The following is a 15,144-nucleotide window of genomic DNA, read 5'->3' as shown; positions in this document are numbered from 1 at the left end:
CCTGTCGGCGGCCCCGGCCGGACGGCAGAGGCCATGTTCCTATGAGGCCATAAACTGACTTTATGGGTAACGAGGAGTGGGTTCCGCTGGCACACCGGGTACCGGACCTGGGGGCGCTGGAGCTGCTGCTCGCGGTCGCCCGGGTCGGCAGCCTGAGCGCCGCCGCCAAGCACATGGGGATCACCCAGCCCGCCGCGAGCAGCCGGATCCGGGCGATGGAGGCCCGGCTCGGGGTGGCGCTGGTGGACCGCTCGCCACGGGGGTCGACCCTGACGGCGGAAGGGGCCCTGGTGACGGACTGGGCCCGCCAGGTGGTGGAGGCGGCCGAGGCCTTCGACGCGGGGGCGCAGGCGCTGCGCGGGCGGCGCGACTCGCGGCTGCGCGTGGCCGCCAGCATGACCATCGCGGAGTACCTGCTGCCGGGATGGCTGATCGCGCTGCGCGCGGACCGGCCGGACACGGCGGTGTCGCTGCACGCGGGGAATTCCGCCGACGTGGCCCAGCGGGTCCTCGCGCACCAGGCGGACCTCGGTTTCGTGGAGGGCCTGAGGGTGCCGGACGGCTTGGACTCGGCGGTCATCGCGCAGGACCGCCTGGTGGTGGCGGTGGCCCCGACGCACCCCTGGGCGCGGCGCTCGAAGGGCATCGATGCGGCGGAGCTGGCGGGGAGCCCGCTGATCCTGCGGGAGCGGGGCTCGGGCACCCGCCAGGTCCTGGACGCCGCCCTCGCGGCGGCCGGTGGCCTGGCGGCGCCGCTGCTGGAGCTCGCGTCCACCACCGCGGTGAAGTCGGCGGCGGTCAGCGGCGCCGGCCCGTGCGTCCTGTCGGAGCTGGCGCTGGGGGACGAACTGGCGGCCCGCCGCCTCGTGGAGGTCCCGGTGCCGGACGCCGGCCTCGGCCGGGCCCTGCGGGCGGTCTGGCCGGCGGGCGCCCGCCCGGCGGGCCCGGCGCGGGACCTGCTGTCGCTGACCCGGCGCCGGGCGTAGGCCGTTCGGGCGAGGAGGGATCGATTCGCCGCGGGGCGGACGGTGACCCGGGGCGGCTCCCGCCGGAAGGGTGGTGCCTGCACGTTGTTGCTCTGCCGAAGGGAAACCCGATGCGTCTCCGCAATGCCGCCGTCGCCGCTTTCGGCGCGTTCACCCTGCTCCTGGCCGTCCCGACGTCAGCCTCGGCCGCGACGGGGCAGTTCGAATACAGTGTCGTCGGCCTCGACGGCCAGCCGCTGAAGACGTCCCTGGAGAACCCGGTCGGCGAGGAGTGCATCACGCTGCCCGAGGTGGCCGACCCGAACGCCAGCGAACCGGCGTTCTCGCCCCGCAACCGGACCGACGCGGTGGCGACGGTGTTCACCGAACCCGGCTGCGAGGGCGACTACTTCACGCTGCGGGCGCACACCGGCCACGGCTCGGCGCGGCTGAAGCTCCGGTCGGTCGTCTTCGCTAGCTGACCTGCGACAGGAACGCCTGCCAGGCCGAGGACGGGACGGCGAACGCCGGCCCGTCCTCACCCAACTTGGAGTCCCGGACGTGGAAGATTGTGCCGTCACCGTAGCTGCACGTGTCGAGGGCGACTTCGACGCAGGCTGAGCCATCACCATCGCTGTAGCTGGACTTGAACCACGCCAGATGGTTGGTCATAGCTCCTCCGCGACCTTCTTGATGAACTCGGCTGATTCAGCTGCGCCGAGCGCGTTCATTCGGATCATGCCATGAGCTTGGGCCAACTCGCCCACCCGCTCCGGTACCGAGTACATGGCGCTCGTCTTCTGGCCTTCACACCACGCCCATTGCTGGTGGTCCGGGGTTTCGATCAGAATGAGCGGCCCACTGAGCGCCACGCCTGGTACCCGACCCCTGGGCAGGACTTGGAGACCGATGTTGCGGCGGGTGGACAGCTCCAACATGTGGTGAAGTTGCTCGCGCATCACTTCCGGCCCGCCGGTGCCGGTATGCAGCGCTCCCTCGTGGACGATGAAGCTGTACAAGGTCCCCACCCGGCGGATCATGGTTGCCTGGCGTTCGAGGCGGCCCCGAAGTCGTTCTGCGATGGTCTCATCATCCGGTGGCGGGTAGCTCTCCTGCATGAGCTCCCTCATGTACGCCTCGGTCTGCAAGAGGCCCGGGATGAACAGTGGTTCGTACCAACTGATCCCGTAGGCCTCGGCCTCCGCGTCCATGAACTCCTCGGACCGCTTCGGGAACGGCTCCGGCTTCATGTACTCCGCGGCAGCGGTCAGCTTTCCTCCGGCTCCGAACATCGCGTCCGCGATCCGCAGCAGGTGCAGGGTCGGGCGGCGGCGGCCCTGTTCCATCGACTTCACGTACTCGGGGGCGTAGCCGGCCTCTTCGCCGAGCTCCTCGCGGGTCTTGCCCGCCTCCGTGCGCCATAGCTTGATCTGGTTGCCGCCGTACCGCCACGCCTCGCTCATCGTGCCCCGCCCCCTGCCCGTACCGCTGTCCGCCCGGCCCTTACCCCCCGGCGGGCCCGGCACACCGCGGGTCACTCCGACGAGTGCGTTCCTGGCCGGTACCGGACGGGTACAACCGGCGCTGCCCACCGGGCCGTTCCTCGCCGCCGGGGCGAGCCCGGCGGGAGGGTGCGGATCATGGAAGACCAGACCATGGAGTGCCACTTCGTCCGCAGCCCGCGCAGCGTCCGTCTCGCGCGGGCGCTGTTCGCCGTGCAGGCCCGGGAGTGGAAACTGCCCGACGACGCCGCGGAGACGGCGCTGCTCCTGCTCAGCGAGCTGATGACCAACGCCTGCCGGCACGCCCGGGTACCGGCCGGCCGCGAGGTGTGGATGCGGGCCGAGTGGGCGGGCGACCGGCTGCGGGTGGAGGTGCTCGACGCGAGCCGGGATCTGCCGGCGCCGCGCGATGCCGGTCCCGACGACGAGGCCGGGCGGGGGCTGGCCATCGTGGCGGCGCTGGCCGCGGACTGGGGTGCGTACCCGCGGGGCTGCGGCGTGGGGAAGGTGGTGTGGTTCGAGCTGCGGACCGGGGCTCGGCGGCCGCGCCCGGTCGGGTCCTCGGCGTCCTAGGGTCGGCCGTAGCCGGTGCGCGGCAGGCGGGGGGCCTCGCCGAGTGCGACGAGGTCCCGGTCGGCGGCGCGGGAGAGCCGGCCGGCGTGGTCGCGCACGGGCCGGCCGGCCGCGAGCTCGTCACCGATCGCGGCGACCTCCAGCTCCTCGGGGTCGCAGCGGGCCGAGTCGCACCCGGCCGGCTGCCCCGTGCCCGTGCCCGTGCCCGTGTCCGACACGGCCCGCGCCCCGGGTGGTGCCGCCCTCCTCGGTCGGGGAGACCCCGATCGAGGAGGGCGGCACCCCGTCATTCGGCGATCTCGGTCCGTTCCCACCACTCGAACACGCGCAGCGAGCCCAGCGGGCCGTCCTGGACCCGCGCCGTGGGCCGGTAGTGCTCGTACCCGCCGCGGTACGGGATCTTCAGGTCCTCGCCGGTGGACGGGGCGTCGACCATCCGCCCGGGCAGGTCGCCCGGTCCGCCCTCCAGTACGGCTTTGTCCCTCATGCCTCCAGTCTTCCGACCCGGAGGACGGCCCGCACGTCGGAGCCGTCAGACCCGCACGGCCGGGGCCATCGCGGCGGCCTCGACCAGGGCCGCCATGACACGGGTGTCCTTGTCGCGCTCCGGGTGCCACTGGACGCCGAGGACCCAGCGCGCCGGGTCGGGGAGTTCGATGGCCTCCACCGTGCCGTCGACCGCGTGGGCCGAGGCGATCAGGCCCGCGCCCAGGCGGTCGACGGCCTGGTGGTGGTAGGTCGGCACCTCCGCCTCCTCCGGGACCAGGGCCGCGTACCGGGTGCCCTCGACCGGGCGGACCGGGTGCCAGGACATGACGCCCGGGGCCGCCGCATGGCCGTCGATGTGCTGGACCAGCGTGCCGCCCAGGGCCACGTTCAGCGCCTGCATGCCCCGGCAGATGCCCAGCACCGGCAGGCCCGCCGCCAGGGCCGCCTCGATCAGGGAGAGTTCCCACTCGTCCCGCTTGGTGGCGGGAGCGCCCGTACGGGGGTCCCGCTCGGCCCCGTAGCGGACCGGGTCCACATCGGGGCCGCCCGCGACGACCAGGCCGTCCAGCCGGCTCAGCACCTCCGCCGCGGAAGCGGGTTCGTCCGGCGGGAGCAGCACGGCCGCGCCGCCCGCTGCCTGGACGAGCTCGTAGTACCCGGCGGGCACGAGGGACGTCGGGACGTCCCACACCGCGTAGCGGGTGGATTCCTCCACGTAGGTCGTGATGCCGATGAGCGGCCTGGGCACGGTTTCTACCTCCAGGGAGTCGAAGAGCGGTGGTCAGTCGCGGGTGAGTTCGGCCTCGGCCTGCGCCAGCGCCGCGAACTCCTCCTCCGGTGCGGAGGCCACGAGGTGGTGCCGACTGTAGAACGCGAAATAGGCCAGGGCGACCGCGTACACACCCAGTGCGATGAACGCCGCGTCCTTGTCCACCAGGAAGGTGGCGACGAGCGCCGAGAGGGCGAGGACGAAGGCCACCGAGGAGGTGGCGATGCCTCCGGGCGTGCGGTACGGGCGCTCCAGCCCCGGCTCCCGCTTGCGGAGCACGATGTGGGAGAGGGCCATCAGCGCGTACGAGATGGTCGCGCCGAACACCGCGATGTTGAGCATGCGCGGGCCGTTGCCGGTGGCCGCGGCGAGCGCGAAGCCGATCGCGCCGGGGATGAGCAGGCCCAGGTACGGGGCCTTGCGCTTCGAGGTGAGGGAGAGGAAGCGCGGCAGGTAGCCGGCCCGGGAAAGGGCGAAGAGCTGGCGGGAGCCGGCGTAGATGAGGGAGAAGAAGGAGGCCACGAGGCCCGCGAGACCGGCGTAGTTGACGAAGGTCTTCAGCCAGGAGAGGCCGGGGTTGCCTTCGAGGGCGACGACCAGCGGGTTCCCGGCGTCCTTGATGGCGTCGGCGCCGCGGGCGCCGGTCGAGGCCAGGAAGGTGAGCAGGGCGAGCAGGACGAGGATGCCCATGGAGATCGACAGGGCCCGGGGCATGGAGCGCACCGGGTCCTTGGCCTCCTCGGCGGCCAGCGGCACGCCCTCGACGCCGAGGAAGAACCACATTCCGAAGGGGAAGGCGGCCCAGATGCCGAGGAAGCCGAGCGGCAGCCAGGAGCTCGATCCGGCGGCCGTGCCGTCCACGGCGATGTTGTCGAGGTGGGAGGGGTCGAACTCGGTGAAGGCGCCGAGAGCGAAGACGATCAGCGCGAGCACGGCGACGGCGGTGACGACGAGGGAGAAGCGCAGGGCCTCGCCGACGCCCCACAGGTGGATGCCGATGAAGACGGCGAAGCAGGCGAGGTAGACCGGCCAGCCGGAGGTGAGGCCGAAGAGGTTCAGGGATTCGACGTAGTCGCCGATGAAGATGGCGATCGCCGCCGGGGCCAGTATGTACTCGATCAGGATCGCGGTGCCGGTGAGGAAGCCGCCCCAGGTGCCGAGAGCGCGGCGGGCGAAGCCGTAGCCGCCGCCCGCCGTCGGCAGGATCGCGGACAGTTCCGCGAGGGAGAAGACGAGGCAGGCGTACATCGCGCCCATCAGGACGGTGGCGATGGCGAGCCCGCCGAAGCCGCCCTGGGCGAGGCCGACGTTCCAGCCGGAGAAGTCGCCGGAGACGACGTACGCGACGCCGAGGCCGGTCAGCAGCAGCCAGCCGGCGCTGCCGCGGCGCAGCGTGCGCCGCTCCAGGTAGCCGTCGGAGCTGTCGCCGCCCCCGGGGGAGGTGGTGGGTTCGGGTACGGCTGCCAGCCGTGCCTCGGTGTCGTCGGCCATGTGCGCTCCTGCCTAGGGCAATGGTTGTGGGGCGTACCTTTGCCGTAGCGGGGTGGAGTGCGCAAGACCCCTGCGTTAAACAGGGGTTACGAAAACCTCTCGGGCCGCATCCGCCGCACCCGTTTCTAGGCCAGGAATCCCCGCAGCAGGGCCGCCGTTCCGCAGCAGTGTTCGCGCATCACCTCGCGCGCCGCGTCCGGGTGGCGCTCCAGCACCGACTCCACGAGCGCGCTGTGCTGCTGCTGGGAGTGCTCCAGGTTCCGCACGAGCAGCGGGATGCAGTCCAGCAGGTCGTTCACCGTGGCCCGCACGGCGGCGTACTGGGCCGTGAGGGTGGCCGATCCGGCGAGCTCGCACAGGGTGAGGTGGAAGAGGGTGTCCTGGCGCCGGTAGTCCGCCAGCGGTGCGTCGTGGGTGGCGGCCAGGGCTCCGAGCAGCCGCTCGGAGCCCTCCTCGGTGAGTCCCTGGGAGGCGCACAGTCCGGCCGCGCCCACCTCCAGGACCTCGCGGAACCGCAGGACGTCCTCGATGTCCACGCCCACCACGCGCCGGCGCAGCTCGTCCTCGGTGCCGCCGACCGGGGTGTCGGGGCGGGGGAGCACGAACGTTCCGCCGTACCGCCCGCGCCGGGCCTCCACCAGGCCCTGGTCCTGGAGCACCTTCAGCACCTCGCGCAGGGTGACCCGGCTGATGCCCATCCGCTCCGCCAGCTCCCGCTCGGGCGGCAGCCGTTCGCCGCCCGGCACCAGGCCCAGCCGGACCACCTGGAGGATCTGCTCCAGGGCCTCCTCGAAACCGTTGCCCGCCCGCACCTGCCGCAGCACCGGATTCAGCCGCGCGATCGCGCCGCCTTCGCTCGCCGTGTCGGTCATCTCGGCTCCTCCCCTTCCCAAGCAATGGTTCTGTTCAATACCTTAGGCCTTCTCGGCTCACCGAAGGAGAGATTCCAGTGGTAGACCGCAAGCCGCCGCTCGCGCCCGAGGAGCTCCGCGCTCTCGTGGCGAGCGGCGAGATCGACACCGTGGTCCTGGCCTTCCCCGACATGCAGGGGCGGCTCCAGGGCAAGCGGTTCGCCGCACAGTTCTTCCTCGACGAGGTCCTCGCCCACGGCACCGAGGGATGCAATTACCTCCTCGCCGTCGACACGGACATGAACACCGTCGACGGATACGAGATGTCCTCCTGGGACCGCGGCTACGGGGACTTCGCCATGCACCCCGACCTCGCGACCCTGCGCCGGATCCCCTGGAACCCGGGCAGCGCCTTCCTCCTCGCGGACCTCGCCTGGAACGACGGCTCGCCCGTGGTCGCCGCGCCCCGGCAGATCCTGCGCCGCCAGCTGGAGCGCCTCGCCGGGCACGGGTACACGGCCATGGTCGGCACCGAGCTGGAGTTCATGGTCTTCCAGGACACGTACGAGCAGGCCTGGAACGCGGGCTACCGCGGGCTGACCCCGGCCAACCAGTACAACATCGACTACTCGGTCCTCGGGACCGGCCGCATCGAGCCCCTGCTGCGCCGGATCCGCAACGAGATGCAGGCCGCGGGCCTGATCGTCGAGTCCGCGAAGGGGGAGTGCAACCTCGGCCAGCACGAGATCGCCTTCCGCTACGACGAGGCGCTCACCACCTGCGACCAGCACGCCGTCTACAAGACGGGCGCCAAGGAGATCGCCTCCCAGGAAGGGGTCTCGCTCACGTTCATGGCCAAGTTCGACGAGCGCGAGGGCAACTCCTGCCATATCCACCTCTCGCTGGGCGACGCCGACGGGCACAACGCGATGGCCGGGGACGGCCCGGGCGGAATGTCACCGGTGATGCGACACTTCCTGGCCGGCCAGCTGGCCGCGCTGCGCGACTTCTCCCTTCTCTACGCCCCGAACATCAACTCGTACAAGCGTTTCCGGCCGGGATCCTTCGCGCCGACCGCCGTCGCCTGGGGCGTGGACAACCGGACCTGCGCGCTCCGAGTCGTCGGCCACGGCCGCTCCATGCGCTTCGAGAACCGCCTCCCGGGCGGGGACGTGAACCCGTACCTCGCCGTCGCCGGCCTGGTCGCGGCCGGGCTGTACGGCATCGAGAACCGCCTCGAACTGCCGGAGGCCTGCGCGGGCAACGCGTACACCGCCGACTTCGCGCACGTTCCCACCACCCTGCGCGAGGCCGCGGAGCTCTGGGAGAACAGCGAGATCGCCAAGGCCGCCTTCGGGCCCGAAGTGGTGGCCCACTACCGCAACATGGCCCGCGTCGAACTGGACGCGTACGACTCCGCCGTCACCGACTGGGAACTGCGTCGCTCCTTCGAGCGCCTGTAGTCACCTGGTAGCCCAGTCACCGTCAACTCTGCCCCCGAACCTCTGTGAGGCAACGCGTGTCCGATGTGCTGGCCCCCGACAAACTGACAGTGTTGAATCCGGCCACCGAGGAAATCGTCGCCATCGTCCCGGCCGCCACACGGGACGATGTCGACGCCGCCGTCGCGCGGGCCGCCGCGGCCCAGCGCGGCTGGGCGGCGGCCGCCCCCGCCGACCGGGCCCGGCTGCTGCGCCGCTTCGCCGCCGTCGTCGACGGGCACATCGAGGAACTGGCCCAGCTGGAGGTCCGCGAGGCCGGGCACACCATCGGCAACGCCCGCTGGGAAGCCGGCAACGTCCGAGACCTGCTCGAATTCGCCGCCGGCGGGGTGGAACGGCTCTCCGGCCGGCAGATCCCCGTCGCCGGCGGCATCGACGTCACCTTCCTCGAACCCCTCGGCGTCATCGGCGTGATCGCCCCGTGGAACTTCCCCATGCCGATCGCGGCCTGGGGCCTCGCCCCGGCCCTGGCCGCCGGCAACGCCGTCCTCCTCAAGCCCGCCGAGACCACCCCGCTCACCGCGCTGCGCCTCGCCGAACTCGCCCTCGAAGCCGGGATCCCCGAGCACCTCTTCCAGGTGCTCCCCGGCCACGGGAGCGTCGCCGGAGACGCGCTCGTCGAGCACCCGGGAGTCGCGAAGATCGTCTTCACCGGGTCCACCCCGGTCGGCAAGCAGATCATGGCCAAGTGCGCCGACCGGGTGAAGCGGGTCACCCTCGAACTCGGCGGCAAGAGCCCCAACATCGTCTTCGCCGACGCGGACCTGGAGGCCGCCGCCGCCGCGGCGCCGATGGCCTTCCTCGACAACACCGGCCAGGACTGCTGCGCCCGCACGCGGATCCTCGTCCAGCGCTCCGCCTACGACCGGTTCCTGGAACTGCTCGCCCCCGGCATCGAAGGCGTCGTGGTCGGCGACCCCGCCGATGAGAAGACCCAGATGGGGCCGCTGATCTCCCGCGTGCAACTGGAGCGCGTACGGTCGTACGTCCCCGACGACCTCACCGCGATCCGCGGCACCGCCCCCGAAGGCCCCGGCTTCTGGTACCCGCCGACCCTCGTCACGGACGTCGCCCCCACCGCGCCCGTGGCCACCGCGGAGGTCTTCGGCCCCGTCGCCGTCGTCCTCCCCTTCGAGGACGAAGAGGACGCCGTGCGCCTGGCCAACGCGACCGAGTACGGGCTCTCCGGCTCCCTCTGGACCCGCGACATCGGCCGCGCGCTGCGCGTCTCGCGCGCCGTCGCCGCGGGCAACCTGTCCGTCAACTCCCACAGCAGCGTCCGCTACTGGACCCCCTTCGGCGGCTACAAGCAGTCCGGACTCGGCCGCGAGCTCGGACCCGACGCCCTCACCGCATTCACCGAGACCAAGAACGTCTTCATCAGCACGGAGGCCTGACCCCATCATGACCACTTCTGACACCGAGATCGTCTGCCGCCGCCTGGTCGGCCGTACCGCCGTCATCACCGGAGCCGGCAGCGGCATCGGCCTCGCCACCGCCCGCCGCCTGGCCTCCGAGGGCGCCGACGTGGTCTGCGCCGACATCGACGAGAGCGCCGGCAAGGCCGCGGCCGAGGAGGTCGGCGGCCTGTTCGTGAAGGTCGACGTCACCAGCCCCGAGGAGGTCGAGGCCCTCTTCAAGACCGCCTTCGACACCTACGGCTCCGTCGACATCGCCTTCAACAACGCGGGCATCTCGCCCCCCGACGACGACTCGATCCTCACCACCGGCCTGGAGGCCTGGAAGCGGGTCCAGGACGTCAACCTCACCTCCGTCTACCTGTGCTGCAAGGCCGCCCTGCCGTACATGCAGCGCCAGGGCCGCGGCTCCATCATCAACACCGCGTCCTTCGTGGCCATCATGGGCGCCGCCACCTCGCAGATCTCGTACACCGCCTCCAAGGGCGGCGTGCTCGCCATGTCGCGCGAGCTCGGCGTGCAGTTCGCCCGTGAGGGCATCCGCGTCAACGCCCTGTGCCCGGGCCCGGTCAACACCCCTCTGCTGCAGGAGCTGTTCGCGAAGGACCCGGAACGGGCGGCCCGACGCCTCGTGCACATCCCGCTGGGCCGGTTCGCGGAGCCCACCGAGATCGCCGCCGCCGTCGCCTTCCTCGCGAGCGACGACTCCTCGTTCATCAACGCCACCGACTTCCTGGTCGACGGCGGCATCTCCGGCGCGTACGTGACGCCCCTGTAGGCAGGCCCCGCGGGCGGACGCTCCCAGCGTTCACCCGCCCTCCATCCCCCCGACAGCCGGGCGTCGCACGACGCCCGGCTGTCGTGTTCTACCGTCCGAGACGATCTTCGTAAGAAAGAGGAGTGTTCACCTCAGTGACCCCACGCAGCACCGTACGACGGTTCCAGGCCGTCGGCGCCGCCGTCGCGATGGCCGCAGGCACCCTCGCCGCCACCGCACCCGCCGCCCAGGCCGGCACCGACGCCCACTGCACCACCCCGCGGCTCGCGGCCGGCTGGTACGGGGACAACCAGGCCCGGCTCCAGCAGCTGATCGACCAGTACGGGAAGTGCAACCCCTACCGGCCCGGCCGCGCCAAGCCCGTCGCCGTCTTCGACTGGGACAACACCGTCGTCAAGAACGACGTCGGCGACGCCCAGATGTACTGGCTGCTGCGGAACGGCAAGATCCGCCAGCCCGCCGCCGGGGACTGGACCGCCACCAGCCGCTACCTCACCCCGGCCGCCGCCCGGGCCCTCGCCGACGCCTGCGGCTCCCTCGCCCGCCCCGGCTCCCCGCTGCCCACCGGCACGCCCTCGGGCGCGGGCTGCGCCGACGAACTCGCCGCCGTCTACGGCGCCGCCGCGACCCGCTCCGGCGCCGCCGCCTTCGCCGGCTGGGGCCACCGCACCATCGAGCCCGCGTACGCCTGGCTGCCCCAGCTGATGCAGGGCTGGACGGCCCGCGAGGTCCGCGGCTTCGCGGCGGCCGCTCGGGCCGAGAACCTGGCCGCGCCCGTCGGCGCCGCGCAGCAGGTCGGCACCGGCACCTTCACCGGCTGGGTCCGCTACTACGACCAGCAGAAGGACCTCATCGGCGGCCTGCAGAAGGCCGGCTTCGACGTCTGGATCAGCTCGGCCTCGCCGCAACCGGTCGTCGAGGTCTGGGCCGAGGGGGTGGGTGTCGCCGCGGACCACGTCATCGGCATCCGCAACACGACCACGTCCGGCGGCAAGCTCACCGCGCACCTGCAGGGCTGCGGCTCGGTGAGGGACGGCGCCGACACGATGATCACGTACATCGACGGCAAGCGCTGCTGGATCAACAAGGAGGTCTTCGGCGTGCGCGGCGCGGCCGCCGAGAAGGTGCAGCCGGCCGCCCGCCGCCAGGTGTTCGCCGCGGGCGACTCCGACACCGACGTCTCGTTCCTGCGGGACGCGACCGCACTGCGGCTCGTGCTGAACCGGAACAAGAACGAGCTGATGTGCCGCGCGTACGACGACAGCGACGGCAAGTGGATCGTGAACCCGATGTTCATCGAGCCGAAGAAGCAGAAGGCCGCCCCGTACCCGTGCTCGACCACGGGCTACGTCGACCACGACGGTACGGCGGGCCCCGTCCGCCGGGGCGACGCGAGCGTCGTCCCGGACCAGACGGACTCGGTGTTCCCGCAGGACACCCCCTAGAGGAAGGTGCGGCCCTCGCCCCGGTAGGTCGGGACGGTGGCCGTCACCCGGTCGCCCTCGACGAGGTGCAACGCGTCGAAGCGCTCGCACAGCTCGCCCGCCTTGGCGTGGCGGAACCAGACCCGGTCGCCGATCAGCAGATCGTCGGCCGGGCTGCCGAGCAGCGGCGTCTGCACCTCGCCGGCCCCCTCCTGGGGGTCGTAGCGCAGGCCCTGCGGGAGGTACGGGACCGGGAGCCGGTCCGGCCCGGCCGCCCCGGAGGCGGGGTACCCGCCGCCCAGGACGGTGACCACGCCGACGCCGGGCCTGCGGACCACCGGCTGGGCGAAGAGCGCCGCCGGACGGCCGCGGAAGGACGTGTAGTTGTCGAACAGCCGCGGTACGTAGAGCCCCGAGCCGGCGGCGATCTCCGTGACCGCGTCCTCGGCGGCGGTCTGCTGGACGCTGCCGGTGCCGCCGCCGTTGACGAACTCCAGGTCCGGGACGACCGCGCGGACGGCCCGTACGGCTTCGGCGCGGCGGGCCGCGAGCTCCTTGAGGGCGGCGGCCTGCATGAGCCGGATGGCGCGGGAGCGCAGCGGGCGCCCGGCGAGGGAGTCCCCGACGCCGGCGACGTGGCCCTCGTAGCCCATGATCCCGACGACGCGGAAGCCGGGGCGGGCGGCGACGGTACGCGCGAGGCCGGCGAGCTGTGAGGGCTCGCGCAGCGGCGAACGGCGGGCCCCCACCCGGATCTTGCCGCCGAGGAGGTGGAACGCGGTGTCGAGTTCGAGGCAGACCCGGATCTCCTGCGTTCCGCCGTCGCGAGCCCCGTCGATCAGCTCCAGCTGGGCGGGGTCGTCGACCATGACGGTGACGGCCGCGGCCAGCTTGGGGTCGCCGGCGAGCTCGGCGAAGCCGGTGCGGTCGGCGGAGGGGTAGGCGAGGAGCACGTCCTCGAACCCCGAGCGGGCCAGCCAGACCGACTCGGCGAGGGTGTACGACATGATGCCGGCGAACCCGGGCCGGGCGAGGACCCGTTCGAGGAGCGAACGGCAGCGGACGGACTTGCTGGCGACGCGGATCGGCTTGCCGGCCGCGCGGCGGACGAGGTCGTCGGCGTTGGCGTCGAACGCGGCGAGATCGACGATGGCCAGGGGCGCGTCGAGGTGCGCGGTGGCCCGGTCGTAACGGGCCCTGTCTCCACTGGCGGGAAGATTCATGGGCGGCAGCCTGCCAGATGGTTCTACCGGTGGGTAGGGGTCTGCGGCCGGGCGGGCGCGGCCGTACCGCGCCCGGGGCGCCGGCGGCCCGGGGGGCACCCCGCCGGGTCCGGGCCCGCGGTCGGGGCGGTACGGGCGCGTAGAGTACGGGGTGGCAGCCGGACGGAACGGGGGGCGGAGCCGCCGGATGAGTGCGTCTACACCGCAGACCGCGGTCCTGGCCGAGCCCGTCGCCGAATCCGGATCAGGGCGGCGCGGGGCCGGGCGCGGCATCGCCGTCGTGGTGTGCGCGGTGCTCGGGGTCGCTCTCCTCGGCGGGGCCGGGGTCAGCGGATGGGCCGAACAGCGCGACGCCCACCGGCCCTTGGCCGCCGAAGCCGCCTACCGCAGGGCCGGATCGATCTGGCGCGCCACCCCGGTGGACGGACTGTTCCCGCCCGTCCTCGACGGCGCCGACTCCGGGCCCGGAGGGGCGGACCGGACCTGGACCCGGGTCGCGCTCGCGCCCGACTCCGACTGCGGACCCGCGCTCGCCGCCGACTGGCAGGCGGCCCTCGCCGCGACGGGCTGCACCCGGGTCCTGCGCGCCACGTACACCGACTCCACCCGCAGCTCCCTCGTCACCGTCGGCATGGTCTTCACCCCGGCCGACGCGGCGGGGATGGAGGCGCTGCGGGGACGCCTCCCGGCCCCGCCCGGCTACGGCTTCGCCGACGGCCGGCGCGCCGCCTGGACCGCGTCCGTGGTTCCGCAGGCCCCCGTCGTCGTCTACACCGTCTCCGCCTTCACCGACGGCCGCACGCTCGACGCCCCCCGCCCCGCCGAGGACATGATGCGCAAGGGTGCCACCGGAGCCGTCGCCCAAGCCGGCCTCGGCCACGAGGCCAAGGCCGTCGCCGACCGGATGGAGCGCACCGTACGCACCCTGGCCGCGCCCCCCGCCCCCTCGGGCGCCCCCCGGTGAGCCGGGGCAGGGTCGGCGCCGTCCTCGTGCTCGGGGCGCTGCTCGTCGGTGCCGGTGCGGCCCCGGCCGGGGCCGACGGCATCCGGGACCGGCAGTGGGGGCTCACCGCGCTGCGGGCCGAGGAGGCCTGGGGGACCACGCGGGGCGCCGGGGTCACCGTCGCCGTCCTGGACACCGGGGTCGACGCCACCCACCCCGACCTGGCCGGGCAGGTCCTCGACGGGACCGATCTGATCGGGATGGGCGCCGGGCGCGGCGACCGCGCCTGGGCCCGGCACGGGACCGCCATGGCCGGGATCATCGCCGGGCACGGCCACGGCGGCAACCGCCGCCAAGGCGTGCTCGGCATCGCCCCGCAGGCCAGGATCCTCCCCGTCCGCGTGATCCTCGAAGAGGGCGACCCCGGCCGGGCCAAGGCCCGCGAGAGCAAGGGCGGCGCGCTCGCCGAGGGCATTCGCTGGGCCGCCGACCACGGCGCGGACGTGATCAACCTCTCCCTCGGTGACGACAGCGAATCGGCCCACCACGAGGCCGCCGAGGACGAGGCCGTCCAGTACGCCCTCGGCAAGGGCGTGGTCGTCGTCGCTTCCGCGGGCAACGGCGGCCGGCAGGGCGACCACGCCTCCTACCCGGCCGCCTACCCGGGGGTGATCGCCGTCGCCGCCGTCGACCGCGGCGGCCGGAAGGCCGCCTTCTCCACCAGCAACTGGTACGCCACCGTCAGCGCCCCCGGCGTCGACGTGGTCATCGCCGACCCCGACCGCTCCTACTACGAGGGCTGGGGCACCAGCGCCGCCTCGGCCTTCGTCTCCGGCGCCGTGGCCCTCGTCAAGGCCTCCCACCCGGGCCTGTCCCCGGCACAGATCAAGCGGCTGCTGGAGGACACCGCCTCGGACGCCCCGCCCGGCGGCCGCGACGACTCCCGCGGCCACGGGCTCGTGGACCCCGTCGCCGCCCTCCAGGCCGCCGACGCGCTGCGCGCCGAGCCGCCGCTCCCCACCCCCGTCGCGGCCGAGCGGCCGTACTTCGGCCCCGGCCCCGAGCCGGTCCGGGCCGCCGGGCACGGCGCCCGCCTCGGGGCCCCGGCGGCCGCGGCCGCCGGGCTGGTCCTGCTCGTCCTGGCCGCCGTACTGGCCCGGCGCCCGCGAGGTGCCCGGCGGGACCGGGACAGCGACCGGGATAGGGTCGGGTAACT

17 protein-coding genes are annotated in these 15,144 nt (G+C 73.2%); 9 read left to right on the top strand and 8 right to left on the bottom strand.

Features of this window, described 5'->3' with window-relative positions:
* Positions 1 to 62 precede the first annotated feature (62 nt).
* Both ACIBAD_RS21500 and ACIBAD_RS21495 read left to right on the top strand, forming a co-directional pair.
* The gene (locus ACIBAD_RS21500) at positions 63 to 986 is read left to right on the top strand and encodes a LysR family transcriptional regulator (RefSeq protein ID WP_398908060.1); all 924 of its coding nucleotides are present in this window, start codon (positions 63 to 65) and stop codon (positions 984 to 986) included.
* A gap of 110 nt (positions 987 to 1,096) precedes the next feature.
* Positions 1,097 to 1,447, top strand: coding sequence for a hypothetical protein (locus ACIBAD_RS21495; protein ID WP_398908058.1), 351 nt, complete (start codon positions 1,097 to 1,099; stop codon positions 1,445 to 1,447).
* Here ACIBAD_RS21495 and ACIBAD_RS21490 read toward each other — a convergent pair.
* Both ACIBAD_RS21490 and ACIBAD_RS21485 read right to left on the bottom strand, forming a co-directional pair.
* Positions 1,440 to 1,637 (bottom strand): DUF397 domain-containing protein, encoded by a 198-nt coding sequence (locus ACIBAD_RS21490; RefSeq protein WP_134074749.1) that lies wholly within the window; start codon positions 1,635 to 1,637, stop codon positions 1,440 to 1,442. The genes ACIBAD_RS21495 and ACIBAD_RS21490 overlap by 8 nt on opposite strands.
* Positions 1,634 to 2,428: a helix-turn-helix domain-containing protein gene (locus tag ACIBAD_RS21485; protein WP_398908057.1), complete on the bottom strand. Its 795-nt coding sequence runs from the start codon at positions 2,426 to 2,428 to the stop codon at positions 1,634 to 1,636. The genes ACIBAD_RS21490 and ACIBAD_RS21485 overlap by 4 nt, the downstream gene beginning before the upstream one ends.
* 177 nt (positions 2,429 to 2,605) lie before the next feature.
* Between ACIBAD_RS21485 and ACIBAD_RS21480 the strand changes: the two genes are divergently transcribed.
* Complete coding sequence (locus tag ACIBAD_RS21480; RefSeq protein ID WP_398908056.1) at positions 2,606 to 3,040, top strand: ATP-binding protein; 435 nt, start codon at positions 2,606 to 2,608, stop codon at positions 3,038 to 3,040.
* Here the strand turns inward: ACIBAD_RS21480 and ACIBAD_RS21475 are convergent.
* The 5 genes from ACIBAD_RS21475 to ACIBAD_RS21455 form a co-directional block, all read right to left on the bottom strand.
* A complete protein-coding gene (locus ACIBAD_RS21475) occupies positions 3,037 to 3,258 on the bottom strand; it encodes a dsRBD fold-containing protein (RefSeq protein ID WP_398908055.1) in 222 nt (73 codons plus the stop codon). The genes ACIBAD_RS21480 and ACIBAD_RS21475 overlap by 4 nt on opposite strands.
* A 68-nt stretch (positions 3,259 to 3,326) precedes the next feature.
* Entirely contained in the window at positions 3,327 to 3,527 is a 201-nt protein-coding gene (locus ACIBAD_RS21470; RefSeq protein ID WP_134074747.1) for a DUF5988 family protein, read from the bottom strand.
* Positions 3,528 to 3,572: 45 nt separating this feature from the next.
* On the bottom strand, positions 3,573 to 4,277 hold the full coding sequence (locus tag ACIBAD_RS21465; protein ID WP_134074746.1) for a gamma-glutamyl-gamma-aminobutyrate hydrolase family protein: 705 nt from the start codon (positions 4,275 to 4,277) through the stop codon (positions 3,573 to 3,575).
* 33 nt (positions 4,278 to 4,310) lie between these two features.
* Complete coding sequence (eat, locus tag ACIBAD_RS21460) at positions 4,311 to 5,789, bottom strand: ethanolamine permease (RefSeq protein WP_398908054.1); 1,479 nt, start codon at positions 5,787 to 5,789, stop codon at positions 4,311 to 4,313.
* Positions 5,790 to 5,914: 125 nt separating this feature from the next.
* Positions 5,915 to 6,661, bottom strand: coding sequence for a FadR/GntR family transcriptional regulator (locus ACIBAD_RS21455; RefSeq protein ID WP_053688763.1), 747 nt, complete (start codon positions 6,659 to 6,661; stop codon positions 5,915 to 5,917).
* Positions 6,662 to 6,738: 77 nt separating this feature from the next.
* On the opposite strand from ACIBAD_RS21455, the gene ACIBAD_RS21450 reads away from it, so the two are divergent.
* The 4 genes from ACIBAD_RS21450 to ACIBAD_RS21435 all read left to right on the top strand — a co-directional run bounded on the left by ACIBAD_RS21450 (position 6,739) and on the right by ACIBAD_RS21435 (position 11,783).
* Positions 6,739 to 8,103: a glutamine synthetase family protein gene (locus ACIBAD_RS21450; RefSeq protein ID WP_134074745.1), complete on the top strand. Its 1,365-nt coding sequence runs from the start codon at positions 6,739 to 6,741 to the stop codon at positions 8,101 to 8,103.
* Between the two features lie 89 nt (positions 8,104 to 8,192).
* Entirely contained in the window at positions 8,193 to 9,539 is a 1,347-nt protein-coding gene (locus ACIBAD_RS21445) for an aldehyde dehydrogenase family protein (RefSeq protein ID WP_398908053.1), read from the top strand.
* A gap of 7 nt (positions 9,540 to 9,546) precedes the next feature.
* Entirely contained in the window at positions 9,547 to 10,338 is a 792-nt protein-coding gene (locus ACIBAD_RS21440; RefSeq protein ID WP_134074744.1) for a 3-oxoacyl-ACP reductase, read from the top strand.
* 134 nt (positions 10,339 to 10,472) lie between these two features.
* Positions 10,473 to 11,783, top strand: a complete 1,311-nt coding sequence (locus ACIBAD_RS21435; protein WP_398908052.1) for a haloacid dehalogenase-like hydrolase — start codon at positions 10,473 to 10,475, stop codon at positions 11,781 to 11,783.
* On the opposite strand, the gene ACIBAD_RS21430 is transcribed toward ACIBAD_RS21435, so the two are convergent.
* On the bottom strand, positions 11,780 to 12,985 hold the full coding sequence (locus ACIBAD_RS21430) for an amino acid deaminase/aldolase (protein ID WP_398908051.1): 1,206 nt from the start codon (positions 12,983 to 12,985) through the stop codon (positions 11,780 to 11,782). The genes ACIBAD_RS21435 and ACIBAD_RS21430 overlap by 4 nt on opposite strands.
* Before the next feature lie 187 nt (positions 12,986 to 13,172).
* Between ACIBAD_RS21430 and ACIBAD_RS21425 the strand changes: the two genes are divergently transcribed.
* Positions 13,173 to 13,949 carry a hypothetical protein gene (locus ACIBAD_RS21425; RefSeq protein WP_134074742.1) on the top strand — a complete coding sequence of 259 codons (777 nt, stop codon included), beginning with the start codon at positions 13,173 to 13,175 and terminating at the stop codon, positions 13,947 to 13,949.
* Complete coding sequence (gene mycP / locus ACIBAD_RS21420; protein ID WP_398908050.1) at positions 13,946 to 15,142, top strand: type VII secretion-associated serine protease mycosin; 1,197 nt, start codon at positions 13,946 to 13,948, stop codon at positions 15,140 to 15,142. The genes ACIBAD_RS21425 and mycP overlap by 4 nt, the downstream gene beginning before the upstream one ends.
* Positions 15,143 to 15,144: the final 2 nt, after the last annotated feature.

Origin of the sequence: Streptomyces sp. NPDC051109 (assembly GCF_044455885.1) — a bacterium.
In the GTDB taxonomy this organism is placed as follows: domain Bacteria; phylum Actinomycetota; class Actinomycetes; order Streptomycetales; family Streptomycetaceae; genus Streptomyces.
The sequence above is the reverse complement of the archived record's forward strand: the minus strand, read 5'-3'. Positions and strand labels throughout refer to the sequence as shown.

Excerpts from the sequence above, each read along its gene's own strand:
- ACIBAD_RS21500 (WP_398908060.1), top strand. The coding sequence starts at position 63 with ATGGGTAACGAGGAGTGGGTTCCGCTGGCACACCGGGTACCGGACCTG.
- ACIBAD_RS21495 (WP_398908058.1), top strand. The coding sequence starts at position 1,097 with ATGCGTCTCCGCAATGCCGCCGTCGCCGCTTTCGGCGCGTTCACCCTG.
- ACIBAD_RS21490 (WP_134074749.1), bottom strand. The coding sequence starts at position 1,637 with ATGACCAACCATCTGGCGTGGTTCAAGTCCAGCTACAGCGATGGTGAT.
- ACIBAD_RS21485 (WP_398908057.1), bottom strand. The coding sequence starts at position 2,428 with ATGAGCGAGGCGTGGCGGTACGGCGGCAACCAGATCAAGCTATGGCGC.
- ACIBAD_RS21480 (WP_398908056.1), top strand. The coding sequence starts at position 2,606 with ATGGAAGACCAGACCATGGAGTGCCACTTCGTCCGCAGCCCGCGCAGC.
- ACIBAD_RS21470 (WP_134074747.1), bottom strand. The coding sequence starts at position 3,527 with ATGAGGGACAAAGCCGTACTGGAGGGCGGACCGGGCGACCTGCCCGGG.
- eat (WP_398908054.1), bottom strand. The coding sequence starts at position 5,789 with ATGGCCGACGACACCGAGGCACGGCTGGCAGCCGTACCCGAACCCACC.
- ACIBAD_RS21455 (WP_053688763.1), bottom strand. The coding sequence starts at position 6,661 with ATGACCGACACGGCGAGCGAAGGCGGCGCGATCGCGCGGCTGAATCCG.
- ACIBAD_RS21440 (WP_134074744.1), top strand. The coding sequence starts at position 9,547 with ATGACCACTTCTGACACCGAGATCGTCTGCCGCCGCCTGGTCGGCCGT.
- ACIBAD_RS21430 (WP_398908051.1), bottom strand. The coding sequence starts at position 12,985 with ATGAATCTTCCCGCCAGTGGAGACAGGGCCCGTTACGACCGGGCCACC.
- ACIBAD_RS21425 (WP_134074742.1), top strand. The coding sequence starts at position 13,173 with ATGAGTGCGTCTACACCGCAGACCGCGGTCCTGGCCGAGCCCGTCGCC.